This is a genomic window from Pseudomonas jinjuensis, from assembly GCF_900103845.1.
Classification (GTDB): Bacteria; Pseudomonadota; Gammaproteobacteria; order Pseudomonadales; family Pseudomonadaceae; genus Pseudomonas; species Pseudomonas jinjuensis.
Genome location: NZ_FNIJ01000002.1, coordinates 25,864 through 41,626, shown reverse-complemented (window position 1 = coordinate 41,626; position 15,763 = coordinate 25,864). Strand labels below are relative to the sequence as shown.

General features: G+C 69.0%; 13 protein-coding genes. 4 read left to right on the top strand and 9 right to left on the bottom strand.

Annotated elements, in window-relative coordinates:
* Nucleotides 1-32: 32 nt before the first annotated feature.
* Complete coding sequence (locus tag BLR75_RS02610; RefSeq protein WP_084309819.1) at nt 33-1,361, top strand: ATP-binding protein; 1,329 nt, start codon at nt 33-35, stop codon at nt 1,359-1,361.
* Between the two features lie 279 nt (nt 1,362-1,640).
* Here BLR75_RS02610 and BLR75_RS02605 read toward each other — a convergent pair whose 3' ends face one another.
* Both BLR75_RS02605 and BLR75_RS02600 read right to left on the bottom strand, forming a co-directional pair.
* On the bottom strand, nt 1,641-3,077 hold the full coding sequence (locus BLR75_RS02605; RefSeq protein WP_084309818.1) for an MBL fold metallo-hydrolase: 1,437 nt from the start codon (nt 3,075-3,077) through the stop codon (nt 1,641-1,643).
* Nucleotides 3,078-3,081: 4 nt separating this feature from the next.
* Entirely contained in the window at nt 3,082-4,980 is a 1,899-nt protein-coding gene (locus tag BLR75_RS02600) for a gluzincin family metallopeptidase (protein WP_084309817.1), read from the bottom strand.
* A gap of 229 nt (nt 4,981-5,209) precedes the next feature.
* On the opposite strand from BLR75_RS02600, the gene BLR75_RS02595 reads away from it, so the two are divergent.
* A complete protein-coding gene (locus BLR75_RS02595; protein WP_084309816.1) occupies nt 5,210-6,226 on the top strand; it encodes a patatin-like phospholipase family protein in 1,017 nt (338 codons plus the stop codon).
* A gap of 124 nt (nt 6,227-6,350) precedes the next feature.
* Here the strand turns inward: BLR75_RS02595 and BLR75_RS02590 are convergent, their stop codons facing one another.
* From BLR75_RS02590 to BLR75_RS02575, 4 genes are all read right to left on the bottom strand, one after another.
* Nucleotides 6,351-7,940, bottom strand: a complete 1,590-nt coding sequence (locus tag BLR75_RS02590; RefSeq protein WP_084309815.1) for an AMP-binding protein — start codon at nt 7,938-7,940, stop codon at nt 6,351-6,353.
* Between the two features lie 122 nt (nt 7,941-8,062).
* Nucleotides 8,063-9,115: an MBL fold metallo-hydrolase gene (locus BLR75_RS02585; protein WP_084309814.1), complete on the bottom strand. Its 1,053-nt coding sequence runs from the start codon at nt 9,113-9,115 to the stop codon at nt 8,063-8,065.
* Nucleotides 9,116-9,268: 153 nt separating this feature from the next.
* Complete coding sequence (locus BLR75_RS02580; protein ID WP_084309813.1) at nt 9,269-10,201, bottom strand: peptidoglycan-binding protein; 933 nt, start codon at nt 10,199-10,201, stop codon at nt 9,269-9,271.
* 82 nt (nt 10,202-10,283) lie between these two features.
* On the bottom strand, nt 10,284-11,213 hold the full coding sequence (locus BLR75_RS02575; protein ID WP_084309812.1) for a DMT family transporter: 930 nt from the start codon (nt 11,211-11,213) through the stop codon (nt 10,284-10,286).
* A 138-nt stretch (nt 11,214-11,351) separates the two neighbouring features.
* Between BLR75_RS02575 and BLR75_RS02570 the strand changes: the two genes are divergently transcribed.
* Nucleotides 11,352-12,224, top strand: coding sequence for a helix-turn-helix domain-containing protein (locus BLR75_RS02570; protein ID WP_084309811.1), 873 nt, complete (start codon nt 11,352-11,354; stop codon nt 12,222-12,224).
* A 242-nt stretch (nt 12,225-12,466) separates the two neighbouring features.
* On the opposite strand, the gene BLR75_RS02565 is transcribed toward BLR75_RS02570, so the two are convergent.
* From BLR75_RS02565 to BLR75_RS02555, 3 genes are read right to left on the bottom strand one after another with little or no spacing between them, the layout of a single operon-like run.
* Nucleotides 12,467-12,790 carry a DUF3325 domain-containing protein gene (locus BLR75_RS02565; RefSeq protein WP_084309810.1) on the bottom strand — a complete coding sequence of 108 codons (324 nt, stop codon included), beginning with the start codon at nt 12,788-12,790 and terminating at the stop codon, nt 12,467-12,469.
* Nucleotides 12,790-14,316 (bottom strand): PepSY-associated TM helix domain-containing protein, encoded by a 1,527-nt coding sequence (locus tag BLR75_RS02560; protein WP_084309809.1) that lies wholly within the window; start codon nt 14,314-14,316, stop codon nt 12,790-12,792. Before BLR75_RS02560 ends, BLR75_RS02565 begins: the two co-directional genes overlap by 1 nt.
* Nucleotides 14,313-14,609 carry a DUF3649 domain-containing protein gene (locus tag BLR75_RS02555; RefSeq protein ID WP_084309808.1) on the bottom strand — a complete coding sequence of 99 codons (297 nt, stop codon included), beginning with the start codon at nt 14,607-14,609 and terminating at the stop codon, nt 14,313-14,315. Before BLR75_RS02555 ends, BLR75_RS02560 begins: the two co-directional genes overlap by 4 nt.
* 279 nt (nt 14,610-14,888) lie before the next feature.
* On the opposite strand from BLR75_RS02555, the gene BLR75_RS02550 reads away from it, so the two are divergent.
* Nucleotides 14,889-15,653 (top strand): enoyl-CoA hydratase/isomerase family protein, encoded by a 765-nt coding sequence (locus BLR75_RS02550; RefSeq protein WP_281246488.1) that lies wholly within the window; start codon nt 14,889-14,891, stop codon nt 15,651-15,653.
* Nucleotides 15,654-15,763 lie beyond the last annotated feature (110 nt).

Here is a 15,763-nt window from a genome sequence, read left to right as displayed (position 1 = left end):
GCGACACGGTATCTACGGAACGAGGAAGAGCCATGGGCAAACCGATCAGCAACGTCTACCGCGGCCTGGACTTCCTCCGCGCGCTGATCCGCGCGCGGCTGGCCGGCGACACCGCCGCCGACCTCGCCCTGGAGCTCTACGAGGACGGCTCCGAGCTGGCGAACTTCATCGCCGAACGCGCGCCGGCATTCGCCGAATACACCGTCCTCCTGCTCGCCCTCGCGCCCCATGTGCGGCCGGCGCTGCTGGACAACGAGATCCGCGCGGCGCTGGCCCGCGAAGGCGACTTCCCGGAGATCGGCGGCGTGCGCGACGAGGCCAGCCGCACCTTCCTGCCCACCGGCGAGACCGCCGCCTTCCTCCTCGCCGGCGACGACCTCGACGTGCGCTTCGACGTGCAGGAACTGTTCAGCCCCGAGCACTGGTTCGCCCGCGAGGGAATCCTGCGCCTGGAGGAAGCCCGCGACGGCGCGCCGATCCTCTCCGGGCGCATCGTCATGGCCCGCGACTGGGTGGAACGCCTCACCCTCGGCACCGCCCAGGCGCCGGCCTTCGGCGCCGGCTTCCCGGCCCGGCGCATCGGCACCGCGCTCGGCTGGGACGACCTGATCCTGGAAACGGAAGTGCAGCAGCGCATCGCCGAACTGGAGCACTGGGTGCGCCACCACCGCACCCTGATGCACGACTGGGGCATGGCCGGCCGCCTGCGCCCCGGCTACCGCGTGCTGTTCCACGGCCCGCCCGGCACCGGCAAGACGCTGACCGCCACCCTGCTCGGCAAGGCCACCGGCCGCGAGGTCTATCGCGTGGACCTGTCCAGCGTGGTGTCGAAGTACATCGGCGAAACCGAGAAGAACCTCGCCGCCCTCTTCGACCAGGCGCGCAACCGCGAGTGGATCCTGTTCTTCGACGAGGCCGACGCGCTGTTCGGCAAACGCACCAGCGTCAAGGACGCCCACGACCGCTACGCCAACCAGGAAATCAGCTACCTGCTGCAGCGGGTGGAGGAATTCGACGGCCTGGTGATCCTCGCCTCGAACTTCCGCGCCAACATCGACGACGCCTTCCTGCGCCGCTTCAACGCCATCATCCGCTTCCCCTTCCCCAGCGAGGACGAACGCCGCGCCATCTGGAACCGCACCCTGCCCGCGCAGAAGGACCGCGAATGCCTGGCGGCGCAGCTGGCGCGGTTCGAGTTGTCCGGGGGAAACATCGTCAACATCGTGCAGTTCGCGGCGCTGGCGGCGATTTCGGCGGGGCGCAATGCGATCCGCCTGGAGGAGGCGCTGCTGGGGATACAGCGGGAGTTCGAGAAGGAGGGGAAGGTGTTTCGCAATCTGCTGGAGGACGCGGGCGGGTAGACCCGCCCTGCTTCGCGGGCATGCCCCTACGGATGGTCCTGGCATTGGGGGAAGCGCCACGCCGATGTGAAGACGATGGCTCTGGCGGCCAGGGAATGCGTAGGGTGGATCAGGCTCTATCGATCCACCATCCGGTCTATCTGGCGTGTGCAATGGTGGATGGAAAAAGCCCCATCCACCCTACGAAAAGCCCGCCATCGCCGCCGATCCACCCCATATGCGCCGGCCCTGCAGGTTCAGGCCATGCCCGCGAAACCATCCGGTTTCGTACCGCCCCCATCATCCCGTACCCTTCCTGCACTTCTCGTAGGGAATCGTCAGCTCCACCCACAGGCCGTCCTCGGCATGGGCGAGCGTCGCCGGGTAGCGGTCGTCGCTGGGGTTGTCGGCGAACACCGCGCGTTCCTGCTCCGGGTCGCCGTCGCCGGTCACCACGCGGCCACTGGTGCGCTGCAGCAGGGCGTCGAGCAGGTCGGGGAACGGCATCTTCCAGTCGTTCTGTCTGGCGACGCTTTCCACCACCGGGATCATCGCCACCAGCCGCGGGCAGGTCATCTTCTCCAGGCCGAATTCGCGCAGGGTGGCGTTGTGGCTGCAGTGGTGGCCGACCTTGTACAGGGTGACGCGGGAGAGGATGTCGTCGCGGGTCGCCGGCAGCGGATGCTCCTTGCTGGCCTCGCGGGGATAGGTCTGGTCGGCCCAGGACAGCCAGTTGCCGACCTGCGCGTCGCCGGGGAACAGCAGCACCTGCCGGTCCGGCAGCTCGAAGGCCAGCACCAGGCTGGTGTTGTTGGTGTCGGAGTCCATCTTCAGCGCCATGGATTCGGCGCCGTCCAGCCATTCCCCCTCGATGCGCCGCCAGACATTGGGTTCGGCGAAGTAGAGCTGCTCGACGCCCTCGTAGGCCAGCTCCGTCCAGCTGTGCCGCGCCTCGTCGATGGGCCGCTGGTAGGGCCGGGCGAAGGGCAGTTCGGCGATCAGCGGTTCCTCGCCCAGTTCGCGGCGGGCGCGGTCCTCGACGGCGAAGGCTTCCTCCAGGTCGGTGAGGTAGACCTCCTTGCCGGCGCCTTTCGAGGGGGCGTCCTTGCGCAGCCGCTGCTCGCTGCGCGGCGGCCCCATGACCATGGCCTTGAGCGTCGGCAGGCGTTCCGGACGCAGCACGTCGCCCGGCTCCAGGAAGCGCGTGGTGCGGCCGCCGGCCTTTTCCCGGAGCAGGTCGACGGTGGTCTTGCGCGGGCCGTCCACGGGCAGCGGCTCGATGAACGCGGACAGCGCCTGCACCGTGCCGATGCGCGGGTCGCCCATGGCCAGGGCATCGAGCTGCACGACCTTGGTCAGCGCCGCCTTGGTGCGGGTGAAGCGCTGGCGCAGGGCGGCGGCCTGCGGGTCGTTGGGGTCCTCGGTCCAGGCCAGCCAGAGTTCGTGGATGTCGAAGGCGTCGCCGAAGAAGCGCTCCTTCTCGTAGCTGAAGCCGGAGAGGTGGTCGTGGTGCTCGTGGGTCAGCACCACCAGGTCGAGGTCGCCGCCGGTGACGGCCTGGATGTCGTCGACGATGGTCTTCATCCGGTCGCGCGCGCCTTCCACGCCCTGCAGCACGCCGCAGTCGATGAGGATATGGCGCGGCTGGCCGGCTTCGTCGTGGCGGAGCAGGAAGCAGTCGCCGAGTATGCCGCGGTACATGCGCACCGCGATGTTGCCGCAGGCGGGTTCCCTCATGGCATCAGACTCCCCGGTGGGTCATGGCGAAGGGGTTGTCGCTGCGCCGGTGGCCGCGGTAGGTCAGGGCCAGCGAGTTGCTGCCGGTGAGCAGGAAGCGCCGCTGCGCCTCCAGCCGCTCGTCGTCCTCGATGCTCTTGCGCACGATGTAGCGCAGCGCGCCATCGCGCAGGTCGATGATCAGGGTGGCGCCGCCGCGGAAGGCGAAGTCGCCGTCCTCGCTGCGTTCCAGCGGGTCGCCATCGCGCTGGCGCTGGATTTCGGCATCGAAGTAGCCGTCGCGCTTCTGCGTCACCTCGACGATCAGTTGGCGCAGGTCCTGGCCGTCCGGTCCGGAGCGGCGCGACGAGCGCACCGAGTGCACTTCCACCGCCGGCGCATCGCCGTTGGCGTTCGGCCGCAGGGTGCCGAGCAGCCGCGCGGCGCTGGCGGAAACCAGGAACACGCCGAGCGCCTGCTCCCATTCCGAGCGCTCGCCCTCGCACCTGAGCAGCCAGCGCCAGATGCGCCGGCGGTTCTCGCGCGCCTGCTGGAAGCTCTCGCGGCGCCGGTACTGCGGCGTCAGGTCGAGGCGCACGCCCTTGTTCTCGTCGCTGGAGGCCACCGGCAGGCGCAGCTTGGCCAGCTTGCCGGTGGGGGTTTCCCAGAGCAGGCTGTCCGGCGCCAGCGACAGGCACTTGTCCGGCAGGATGCCGCGCCGGCGGAACGCCTGGATCATCGCCAGGCGGTAGTTCAGCGGGTCGCTGGGGATCAGGTCGCTGTCGGCGGTGATGATCGCGCGCAGGTACTCGCCGAAATGCACGTCCACCGGCGGCAGGTAATCCAGCGCGCGGATGCACATGCGCAGCACGTGGTCGGCGGTCTTCACTGCCTCGTGGGTGAGACGGCCGATCAGCTCGGTGGGCAGCGCGGTCTGGGTCGATTCGATGCGCGCCAGGCGGAACAGGTCGGCGGTGCGCTTCTGGTAGATGCTGACGAAGGCGTCGAACACCGCCGCCACCAGCACGGCGCCGCGCTCGTGGGGCTCGTTGAGGTGCGCCAGGCGGGTGGGATCGGGCAGGCCGTCGCTGCCCTTGTCGTCGATGGCGTCGCGCAGCGCGGCGTAGCGCCCGGTGGCTTCGCCGAACTGGCGGGCCAGGCCGCTCAGCCAGGTGCGCTCGGCGAGGTTGCCGCGCTGGGCGGCGAGCTGGCTGGAGACGGCTTCCGGCAGGGTGAAGTGCATCAGCAGCGCGACTATGTCGGCGAACGCCTCGTGGAAGGCCAGGCTGTCGACGCTGGTCGGCTCGCTGTAGCGGCGGTGCAGGCCATCGAGGATGGCGTGGGTGGTCTCGTGGGCGATGATGTCGTGGGACAGCGCGGTGAACACCCAGCCACCCGGCAGGTTCACCCCCGGATCGGTCAGCGAGGCCTTGAAGTAGCCGAACAGCAGCGCCTTCTTCAGCGGGTCGTAGTAGGCGTTGGCCTCGCGCAGGGCGTGGGGGTAGATGCGCAGCTTGCGCACCTCCTCGTAGCTGCCGTCGGGCATCTTGCGCTGCCCCCAGAACACCTTGCGGCCGAGGGCGCGCTCGAACAGCTTGATGGTCTTCATGGCGACGGCGAAGACCATCTGCTGGTGGAAGCGCGGATCGCCCTCCGACGGCAGCAGGCCGTCCTGGGCGAGGACGTGGGGATCGTTGAGGTCCAGCGGCGGGTAGAACTGGCCGCTGGCCGGGTCGATGTCGATGACTTCCAGGTATTCGTTGGTCGGCCCGGGGCTTACCGGGTCCTCCCAGCGCGCTTCCCAGGGGATCTCGATGGTGGCGTGGCTGATCTGCGCGGTTTCCAGCAGCGTCGAGGCCTGCGGGTCGAAGGCGTAGACCCGCAGCCTGCGCATCGCGGGGGGCGGATAGTCGGACTTGGCCATGCGCTGCCTCCTTGCCCCGTGGGGCGAATGCACGCATGCGGGTTGTGCGGCGGCGTCCTCGCGACGCGCCTGGATGACGGCTCTCTGACGGAGTCAAGGCCGCAATCCGGGCAGTGTCAAAAACTCAACCTAGAATTGCGACATAAGGTCTGCGAAGCGCTCTGCGGCGGGCCTTTCCAGGCAATTTGCCATCATGGGTGCAGGATGCCCCGCTCTGGAGGGGATGAATATGTCGGTTCAGATAAGCGGCGCGCCAAAACGCATCGGTCTGGCGCTCTCGGGCGGCGGTTTTCGCGCCGCGGCGTTCCATCTCGGCGTGATGCGCCAGCTGGAGGAATTCGGCCTGCTGGACAAGGTCGACCTGTTCACCTGCGTCAGCGGCGGCAGCATCGCCGGCGCCACGGTGGCGCTGAACTGGAAGCGGGCGGACCGGCTCGACCTGCTGGAGAAATTCCTGGGCAGCCAGTCGATCGCCGTGTCGTCCTTCCTCGGCGGCTCCCTCGATCCCTTCGCCACCCGCCTGGAAAAGCTCGCCGAGGCCTACGACAAGCACCTGTTCCACGGCAAGACGCTGTCGGTGCTGAACGAGGGGCCACGCGTCTATCTCAACGCGACCAACCTGGCCACCGGCAACCTGTTCTTCTTCGTCAGCGGCGCCGGCAAGGATTGCGTGATGGGCGACTACGAGCTGCAGACCGCGCCGGCGCTGAACTTCCCGATCAGCCACGCGGTGGCGGCGTCCTCGGCCTTCCCGCCGGTATTCCCGCCGCTGCGGCTGGACGAGAAGACCTATCCGCCGGCGGCGTCCTTCGAGTACGTGACGCTGACCGACGGCGGCGTCTACGACAACATGGGCATCAATCCGCTGCTGCGGCACCAGCGCAACCAGCTGGACTACGCCATCGTCAGCGACGGCGGCAAGCCCTTCGCCATCGACAGCCGGCCGACCGAATCCGGCGCCATCGTGCTCAAGGCCGGGCTGGACATCATGATGGAGCAGATCCGCGGCCTGCAGTTCGACCGCATGCAGCACCGCCACCTGGCAGGCGAGGGACCGAAGCCGATGTGGTTCTCCATCGACAGCACCAACGGCGAAGCCCAGCCCGGCGACGCGGCCTTCGCCTCGGCGATCGACACCAACCTGCGCAGGCTGTCGGCGGCGGAGATGGCGGTGTTGAAACGCCATGGGGCGGCATTGGTGAAGGCAAGGATCGGGATGTATGCGAAGGAGTTGATCGGGGCGTAGGGGGCATCGTTCCCACGCGTCCGGGGATGGCGGGATGCTCCGGCGAACGCAGGACCACCTGTAGGAGCGGGCCATGCCCGCGACCCGCCACGATGTCGCGCGCATGGCGCGCTCCTACAGGAACTCAGCCCTCCGCCAGCAGCCGCTTGCGCAGCTCCGCCTTGGCGATCTTCTCCAGCGTCGCCCGCGGGAAGTCGTCGACGAAGCGCACGCCCACCGGCACCTTGAAGTCGGCCAGGTTCTCGCGGCAGAAGCCGAGCAGGCGTTCGGCGATGCCCTCCCGCTGATCCGCGCCGACGCCCTCGGCCAGGCGGACGAAGGCGAACGGCACTTCGTTGAGCATGTCGTGCGGCTTGGCCACCACCGCCACCTCGGCGACGGTGCCCGGCGCGCAGCCCATCAGCACCCGCTCGATCTCGGAAGAGGCGACGTTCTCGCCCCCCACCTTGAGCATGTCCTTGTCGCGGTCGGCGAAGCGGATCGAGCCGTCTTCCATCAGCGTCACGCGGTCGCCGCTGATGAACCAGCCCTGCTCGTCGAAGCTCGCCGCGGTGGCTTCCGGGTTGTCCAGGTATTCCCTGAACAGCGATACGCCGGGCATGCCGAGCACGCGCAGGTGGCCGGTCTCGCCGCTGGCGACCGGCTGGCCGTCGTCGTCGACCACGCAGACCTGGTAGGTGGTCGCCGGGCGGCCGATGACCATCTCGGTGTTGGGCAGATTGCAGAGGCCGACGATGGGGTGCGAGATGGTCTCTGTCATGCCCCACCAGCCGATGGTCTTGATGCCCAGCGCCCTGGTCTGCGGCAGGTCGTTGGCGCCGGTGCCCCACAGGCGGAAATGGTGTTTCTCCGGGCGCGGCCGGGCGAGCAGCGCGTTGAAGAAGAACGGGATGGTGGAGTGCCAGGTGCAGCGGTTGCGCACGGCGATGTCCCAGAAGCGGCTGGCGGAGAACTTCGGCATCAGCACCATGCGGCCGCCGACCCACAGAGAGGTGAGGAAGGAATAGGCCAGCGCGTTGGTGTGGAACAGCGGCATCGCCGCCAGGTGCACGTCGTCGCCGGTCAGCTCCATGTGGATGGCGTTGACCCGCGCCGCCCACAGCGCGTTGCCGTGGGTGAGCACCACGCCCTTCGGCCGCGAGGTGGTGCCGGAGGTGTACTGCACGTACATCGGCCGCAGCGGGTCGGCGGTGACGCGCCGGCGCTCGGCGGCCGGCTGGGCGTCGAGCAGCGCGGCGAAGGATTCGCAGCCGGCCGGCAGCTCCGCCGGGGCGCCGGCATCGTGTTCTGTGCAGGCGATCCAGCGCAAGCGGTCGCGCACCCGTTCCAGGGTATGCAGCAGGCCCGGCTGGGTGATCGCCACGCCGGCCTCGCTGTGGCTGAGGTAGTAGTGCATCTCCTCCGCCGAGGAGCGCGTGTTGGTGTTGATCGCCATCGCGCCCAGCTCGCCGCAGGCGGCCCAGGCGATGAGGAATTCCGGGCAGTTCTCCAGATGGATCAGCACCCGGTCGCCCGCCTTCACGCCGCGGGCGGCGAGCGCAGTGGCGACGCGGCCGACCGCGTCATGGTACTGGGCGTAGGTCCAGGTCTGCGGCGTGCCGGCGAAGGGTTCCCAGATCAGCAGCGGTTTGTCGGCGTGGGCTGCCGCCTGGGTGGCGAGCAGCCAGTTGAAATCCTGTCCGGCGAAGGGATTGCAGAAGCGATGCGGGGTCATGGGCGTCTCGTGGTTATTGTTGTGTTCGACGTTCGCCCCGATTCTTCCACCGCCGGCGCGAGCCGAACAACCGACGATTCGGGCAAAACCACGGCGCTATTCGGCCAGCCGGCCGCTCTGGCTCAGGCTCCGGCGAGCAGGCTGTACCAGGCCACGCCCTGCTCGTCCAGGGTCACCGCCGCCTCGCCGCGCTGTACCAGGTAGTTGAGGTTGGCCTGGGTTTCGCCGGTGGCGAGCATCAGCACCTCGCTGTCGATCTTGCGCGAGAACAGCACGCTGAACACGTCGACCACCCGTTTCGGCCCCTCGTCCAGCAACTTGCACAGGCGCTCCAGCGCACGCCTGTGGCTGCCGAGCAGACGGTCCAGGCGGGTGTGCAGGCCGTGGAACGGGTCGTCGTGGGCCGGCAGCACCAGCAGGTCGCCGGGCAGCGCCGCGCGGATGCGCTCCAGCGAGTCGAGCCACTCGCCCATCGGGTCAGCCCAGGGTTCGGTGGGGTGCACCGAGACGTTGGAGGAAATGCGCGGCAGCACCTGGTCGCCGGAGATCAGCAGCTTGAGGTCCGGACAATGGAAGCAGGCATGCTCCGGCGAATGGCCGGAACCCACCACCACCTGCCACTCGTGCTCGCCGATGCGCAGGCGGTCGCCGTCGCACAGGCGCCGGTAGCTCTGCGGCAGCTCGGCCATCTTCCTGCCGTAGCCGCCGAAGCGGGCGCGGTAATGTTCGAGCGCCGCCGCGTCCCAGCCGGCGCGGCGGTAGAAGTTCATGGCCTCGGGCGGCGCCTCGCGGCCGGTGTCGGCCATCAGCACGCGACAGTTCATGTACTCGCCGCGGGTCATCCACAGTTCGCAGCCGTACTCGCGGTTCAGCCAGCCGGCCATGCCGACGTGGTCGGGATGCATGTGGGTGGCGAATACGCGGGTGGGACCCTCTTCCAGCGGACCGCCGGGGGCGAACAGCGCACGCCAGGCATCCACGGTGACCGGCGTGTGCATGCCGGTGTCGACGATCGCCCAGCCCTCGCCGTCGCGCACCGCCCACAGGTTGATGTGGTCCAGCGACAGCGGCAGCGGCATGCGCAGCCAGAGCACGCCGGGGGCGATTTCCTTCGCGGTGCCCGGTTCGGGCGGCTGGCCACAGGAATACACAAGCTGAGCGGGTTCGGCTTTCATCGGCGATTCTTCTAATGATGTGCGGGGCAAGGCGGCTCGGCGGCACCGGGCTAGCCCTACCCTACCCGTTTTCGCCGACGCGTCTCTCCCCGGAGGGGGCGATTTGGCAGCATTCCCACCCAAGCTGGCGTATCTGCCTTCGGATGTTCCGCTTCAGCCGGCCAGTTCGGCGATCAGCTCGATGCCCGCCACGCCGGTCGCCGGCAGGCCCTGGGAGCGCTGGAAGTCCTTGACCCGGCTGACGCTGGCCTGGCCGTAGACGCCGTCGGCCTTGATCTCCACGCCGCGTTCGGACAGCCCCAGTTGCAGCAGGCGCACGTCCAGCCCGCGGGCCAGCGGCGTCTGCAGGGCCAGTGGGCGGGTGCCGGGTTGCGGGCCGTCGTAGCAGCCGGGCGGCGTGGCGTTGAGGGTGGCGCTGGAGATTTCCTGGCCGCGCACCACCAGCGGCAGTTCCAGCCCCCAGTGGTCGAGGTCGATGAGCCGCTGCAGGGCGTCCATGCGGTAGACGGTGGGCCGCAGGTCCTTGCGCGGATGGGTCGCCAGCCAGTCGCGCCGGGCGGCGACGTAGGCGGCGATCCACTTCTTCTCGCCGAGCTTGGCAAGGCTGCCGGAGGCGGCATTGACGCGGTCGCGGATCAGCTTCCACGAGCCATGCACCGTGCTGTCGTAGACCACCGCGACGCCCAGCGGCGTGCCGGCGCCAAGCTGGGTGGCGGCGCGTTCGGCGGCCTGCCAGTAGACCTGGTCGAAGAACTGGTCCTGGGTCTCGCGCATCACCGGGTCGTCGGCGCTGGCGCGGAGGATGTTGTGCAGCTTCGCGTCCCGGTCCAGCTTGAGGTCGCGGGCGGCGAACTTCGCCAGGAAGGGCGTCAGGCGCGCGCCGAAGCGGGCGCCGGGGTTGTCGCAGTAGAGGCGCATCAGCTCGTGCAGGTTGCCCGAGCCGAGGGTGGTCTGCGAGCGGCCGAAGGTGAGGTGGCCGGTGTCGCCGGCGATCAGCGTGACGCTGCCGTAGTCGCCGAGCACGCTGCCGGTTTCGAAGATGTTGACGATGGCCTGGGCGGTTTTCTTCTGCGTGGAGGTGAGCATCGCGGTTCTCCCTTCGATGCCCGCGCGGCGGGCGGTGACGACCGGAGGGTGCTGCGCATACCCCTTCAACGCAGAACGCTAGTCAAGCGCCGGAAGCCTGTCCATCGACGCCGCCGGCAACCGACGAACCGCTCTGCGCCGCGGGCTTCGGCTTGCGGAACACCAGCAGGTTGCCGAGCATCACCAGCGCCAGGCCGGCCAGCGCCGGCAGCGTCCACTGGTAGCCCTCGGCGAAGGCCGAGATGTTCAGCGCCACCACCGGGAACAGCACGGTGCAGTAGGCGGCGCGCTCCGGCCCCATGCGCCCGACCAGGGTCAGGTAGGCAGTGAAGCCGATCACCGAGCCGGGAATCGCCAGGTACAGCAGCGAGCCGACATAGCGCGCATTCCACTCGAAGCTCCAGGGCACGTCCTGCGCCACGCACCAGCCGAGCAGGATCAGCGTGCCGTAGAGCATGCCCCAGGCGTTGGTGCTCAGCGGGCGCAGGCCGGCCTTCTGCTGCAGGCTGGAGAGCAGGTTGCCGGCGGAGAAGCACAGCGTGCCGAGCAGGGCCAGGCCGAGGCCCAGGAAGGTCTCGCGGCTGGCGGTGTGGCCGGCCAGCTCCGGCCAGAACAGCAGGCCGAGGCCGAGCAGGCCGAGCGCGCCGCCGGCCATGACGTTGGGCGCGATCGACTGCCTGAAGAACAGTCGGGCGTTCAGTGCGTTCCACAGCGTCGCGGTGGAGAACACCACCGCCACCAGCCCGCTGGGAATCCACTGGCTGGCCGTGTAGAAGCAGATGAAATTGAGGCAGAACAGGCACAGCCCCTGCGCCAAGCAGATCGCCTGTCCGCGCCGGCCGAGCGGCTGCAGCCGGCGCGAGAGCAGCAGGATGGCGAACAGCACCAGAGCCGCCAGGCCGAAGCGGTAGGCGATGGACAAGGGAATCGCCACCACGCCCATCTGCAGCTTGATGGCGATCCAGGTGGTGCCCCAGATCAGGACGGTGAGCAGGTAGAGGAACAGGTTCATCGCGGGACTCCGGCGGATTTGCCGGCAGTTTCCCCCCCGACCGCCCTGCCCGGCTTGCACAAACTTGCGCTTATTCGGCTGGGCGGGCTGGCAGGCGCGGCGTTGGCGGGTAGAGTGGACATCCTAGAGGAACCGCCCATGTCGATGCTCGAACAGCTACAGGTCTTCCAGTCGATGAACAGTTCGCCCAATGCCCGCCTGGAGCATTGCGCGGAGCTGGGCGACGGGCTGGTCGCGGCGCTGTGGAGCAACCACCACGACACCCGCGACTACCGCGCGCCGACCCATCACACGCTGTCCTGCTACCTGGCCGGCGGCACCGGCACCTTCCGCCGCGAGCAGCCGGACGCCAAGGGCGCGCCGGACAAGCTGTGCATCCTGCCCGCCGAGCATGAATCGGCCTGGGTGATCAACGGCGGCATCCGCCTGGCGCACCTGTACTTCACCCAGGAGCACTTCGCCCTCGGCTGCGTCAGCCTGCTCGACCGCGAACCGCGCGAACTGCAGCTACGCGAAAGCACCTTCCTCGACGACCCGCTGCAGGCGACGCGCTTCCGCCAACTGGTGCGGATGAACTGGCTGGAACCGGGCGAACGCCTGCTCACCAGCAGCCTCGCCCACGAGATGATCGCCCACGCCCTGCTGACCCAGGTCGGTCGCCGCGACGGCCTGCAGCTCAAGGGCGGACTGGCGCCGGTGGTGCGCCGGCGGGTGGCGGAATACATCGAACAGAACCTCGCCGAGCCGCTGTCGCTGGGCGAACTGGCCGGGCTGGCGGCGCTGTCGGAATACCACTTCGCGCGGATGTTCCGCGCCAGCTTCGGCATGCCGCCACACCGCTACCTGCTGGCCCGGCGCCTGGCGCGGGCCTGCCGGCTGTTGCGGGAGAGTCCGTTGCCGCTGGGCGAGATCGCCCTGGCCTGCGGCTTCGCCAGCGCCAGCCATTTCGCCAATCGCTTCCGCGAAGCGCTTGGCGGGACGCCGGGGGAGTATCGGGCGGCGCATCGGTGAGTTGGGTTTCATCGTTCCCACGCTCCTGCGTGGGAACCATAAGATGGACGATCCGCACCTCGGCGGGTTTCACCCGCCCTGCGCCGGAGGTCGCGGGCATGGCCCGCTCCTACAGGACCGGCGAAACCATTTTCGTAGGGTGAATAACGCGCCAGCGTTATCCACCGCATATAGGGCCGTAGCCTATGACAGGTGACGCCGAGGCTTTTTTGTAGGAGCGGGCCATGCCCGCGACCCACCGATCAGGCGAACACCGCCACCACCCCACCGAGCAACGGCATCCCCGCCGCCGTCGGCAGCGTCCAGCGCGGGCGCCAGGCCAGCAGGGCGACCAGCAGGCTGCCGGCAAGCATCAGCAGACAGAACCAGTAGACGATGCCGTTCTCCACCCCGAGCCGGTGGATGCAGTAGGCCAGCGCCAGGCCGCCGTCGAGCAGCGCGACGCTGCGCAGGACCAGCACGCGTTTCCCGCTCGGCGCGCTGCCGAACAGGTCGCGATGGTGGCGCGACAGCGCCAGGCAGAGGGCAGTCAGGGCCAGCAGGTTGAGGCCGAATACCAGCAGCATCAGGCAAGCTCCTCGGTCAGGCGGCGACGGCGCTTGTCCGCCGCCGCGGCCGGGCGGCCCAGGCGCACGGCCAGGGCGGCGCTCAGCAGGCCGACCAGCAGCAGCGCCAGGTCGACCCCGGCCAGCGCCCAGTCGCCACGCGCGATGCTGGTGGTCAGGCGCCCATGTTCCGGCCCGAACAGACCGATCAGCGGCAGGCCCAGCGCCAGCACCGCAGCGGCAGCCGCCTGCTCGCGGGCCATGCGCCGGCCATCGCCGAGGCGGCACAGCGCGTGCACCACGGCGATCGCCCAGACGCCAAGGAACGCCGTCACTTCCCAGCGGTTGCGCCAGGCCAGGCCGGCCGGCAGCAGTCGCGCGGCGGCGAGCAGGCCGAGGCTGGCCAGCGGCAGGCCGCCGCAGACCGCGCCGTTCAGCGCGCGCACCAGGGTGATTCCGGCGCTGCCCTTGGCCTCGCGCTTGGCCAGCCACACCTGCAGGCCGCCGAGCAGCATGGCGCAGCCGGACAGGCCGAGCAGCAGGTACAGCACGCGCAGCAGGTTGCCGCCGAACTGCGCCATGTGCAGGCCGGTCAGCCAGGAATAGGTCAGGTAGCCGGACCGGTACGGCGGCTGCTGGTAGAGCAGCGCGCCGCTGCCGGAGTCGAAGGAGATCGTCCGCTGGTCGTTGACCAGCCGCGAATCCACCGCGCTGCGGATATCCACGGTGGAACCGGCGTCGCCCGGATGATGGATGCTGATCCAGCCCGCTCGGCTGCCGTCGGCCCAGAGTTCCTCGGCCTTGGCGATCATGCCGTCGACCGACTTCGGCGGCTTGCCGCGCTTGCCCAGTTCGTCGCGCTCCCAGGAGCGCTGCGCCTCGTCGAAGAAGCGCAGCGCGTCGCCCTTGTAGGCCACGTGCACGCCGGCCAGCATGTAGTTGGCGACGAAGATCGCCAGGCCGGTGTAGGCGATCAGCAGGTGGAACGGCAGGCCGACCACCCCCAGCACGTTGTGCGCGTCGAGCCAGGCCCGCTGCCGCGCAGCCTGCGGGCGCAGGGTGAAGAAGTCCTTGAAGATGCGGCGGTGGACGATGATGCCGCTGACCAGCGCCACCAGCATGAACATGCCGGCGATGCCGACGATGTACAGGCCGGTCATGCCGGCGTGCAGGTCGTAGTGCAGGGTGAAGAAGAACTCGCCGCCGACGGTCTTCGGCAGCTCCTCGCCGGTGCGCGGGTCGAGCTTGAATTCGACGAACTCGCCATGGTCGGCCGGTTCCCAGCCGACGGTCCAGTACGGCACGCGCTCGCCCGGCGGGCGCATCCAGAAGGCGTGGGCGTTGGGCTGGCGCGCGGTCAGCCAGTCGCGCACCTGGTCGGCGCCGATCGTCTCGCCGGCCGGCTCGCTCAGCTGTGGCAGCATCCAGCGGGTCAGCTCCTTGTCGAAGCAGGCCAGGCTGCCGCCGAACAGGATGACGAACAGCAGCCAGCTGACCAGCAGCCCGCTCCAGGTGTGCAGTCCGGACATGGATTGGCGCAGGCTCATGGGCGGACTCCGAAACCGGCGGGCAGGAAGGCGGCGGCCGCCAGCAGCGCACTCACCGCAAGAGGCAGCAGCCAGGCGCGCCAGGCGCTGCGGGTGGCGAAGACGAAGATGATCGCGGCGACCCAGAAGGCGAAGCACGCCAGGCTGGCGAAGGCCACCCGGTCGGCGCGGGCCAGCGGCAGATAGACGCTGAGGAACGCGGTGGCCGAATAGGCCAGCGCATAGCCGCCGAACAGCGCGGCGAGGATGCGCGAGATCAGCGCGGCGGTGCCCGTCGTGGCCTTGTTGCTCATGCGCCGGCCTCCCATTGGGAAAGGTGCGCCAGGAATACTCGCATCGTGTGTTACCTGAAGATCGGCCCGCGGACGGGGCAAGGCGTGGAGTCCGGAATTATATGAAATTGCTTCTCAATTAAAAGCTATCGTCATTCGCAGTTGTGAATATCTGTGTCCATTTCAAGACGATCCTGCCGCGCTGCATGACGATGACGCCATTCACCGTAACCGCTGGCGAGGCATCGTTATGATCCGATGGCTGCCTCACCATCGACGAACAAGAAAAGGAAGCCCTTCGTGAACGAGAGCGTCACCCACCAGCGACACGGCGTCTGCGCCGTGCTGACCCTGAACCGTCCGGAATCCCTCAACGCCATCGACGATGCCCTGCTCGACGAGCTGGAAGCCCATCTCGAGCGCATCGCCAGCGACGACTCGCGGGCGCTGGTGATCACCGGCGAAGGGCGCGCCTTCTGCGCCGGCTCCGACCTGAAGGGCGGAACCGGCGACGCCGACGCGCGCATCCGCCGCATGCACCAGTTGATCCTGCGCCTGCGCCGCTTCCCGAAGATCAGCGTGGCGGCGATCAACGGCTTCGCCCTCGGCGGCGGGCTGGAGATCGCCATGGGCTGCACCTTCCGCGTCGCCGCCGCGCAGGCCCGGCTGGGGCTGCCGGAAATCCGGATCGGGGTGATGCCGGTGTATGGCGGCACGCAGCTGCTGTCGCGCCTGATCGGCCAGCAGCAGGCGCTGCGCCTGATGCTCGGCGGCGAACCGGTGGACGGCCGGCGCGCCCTGGAAATCGGTCTGGCCGACGAACTGGTGGAGCAGCCCGGCGAAGCGCTGGCCGCCGCCTGCGAACTGGCGACCGCCCACAGCGGCTACGGCCTGCTGGCGCAACAGGCGATCCGCCAGGCGGTGCGGGATGGCCTGGAACTGCCGCTGGAGCTGGGGCTGGAACTGGAAGCGCGGCTCGGCAGCGAAATCAAGGACAGCCACGACGCCCGCGAGGGTGTGCGCGCCTTCGTCGAGAAGCGCAAACCGGTGTTTCGCGACTGCTGAGGGCTGCGTAGCGCCTGTTTGCTTTTCGCTTTTCGTAGGAGCGAGCTTGCTCGCGAGCCGCCCAACTGATGAATTCCCCGGTGACTCCGTTCGCGAGCAAGCTCGCTCCT

Excerpts from the sequence above, each read along its gene's own strand:
- BLR75_RS02585 (WP_084309814.1), bottom strand. The coding sequence starts at position 9,115 with ATGAAAGCCGAACCCGCTCAGCTTGTGTATTCCTGTGGCCAGCCGCCC.
- BLR75_RS02560 (WP_084309809.1), bottom strand. The coding sequence starts at position 14,316 with ATGAGCCTGCGCCAATCCATGTCCGGACTGCACACCTGGAGCGGGCTG.
- BLR75_RS02590 (WP_084309815.1), bottom strand. The coding sequence starts at position 7,940 with ATGACCCCGCATCGCTTCTGCAATCCCTTCGCCGGACAGGATTTCAAC.
- BLR75_RS02575 (WP_084309812.1), bottom strand. The coding sequence starts at position 11,213 with ATGAACCTGTTCCTCTACCTGCTCACCGTCCTGATCTGGGGCACCACC.
- BLR75_RS02600 (WP_084309817.1), bottom strand. The coding sequence starts at position 4,980 with ATGGCCAAGTCCGACTATCCGCCCCCCGCGATGCGCAGGCTGCGGGTC.
- BLR75_RS02570 (WP_084309811.1), top strand. The coding sequence starts at position 11,352 with ATGTCGATGCTCGAACAGCTACAGGTCTTCCAGTCGATGAACAGTTCG.
- BLR75_RS02565 (WP_084309810.1), bottom strand. The coding sequence starts at position 12,790 with ATGCTGCTGGTATTCGGCCTCAACCTGCTGGCCCTGACTGCCCTCTGC.
- BLR75_RS02595 (WP_084309816.1), top strand. The coding sequence starts at position 5,210 with ATGTCGGTTCAGATAAGCGGCGCGCCAAAACGCATCGGTCTGGCGCTC.
- BLR75_RS02605 (WP_084309818.1), bottom strand. The coding sequence starts at position 3,077 with ATGAGGGAACCCGCCTGCGGCAACATCGCGGTGCGCATGTACCGCGGC.
- BLR75_RS02555 (WP_084309808.1), bottom strand. The coding sequence starts at position 14,609 with ATGAGCAACAAGGCCACGACGGGCACCGCCGCGCTGATCTCGCGCATC.
- BLR75_RS02580 (WP_084309813.1), bottom strand. The coding sequence starts at position 10,201 with ATGCTCACCTCCACGCAGAAGAAAACCGCCCAGGCCATCGTCAACATC.
- BLR75_RS02610 (WP_084309819.1), top strand. The coding sequence starts at position 33 with ATGGGCAAACCGATCAGCAACGTCTACCGCGGCCTGGACTTCCTCCGC.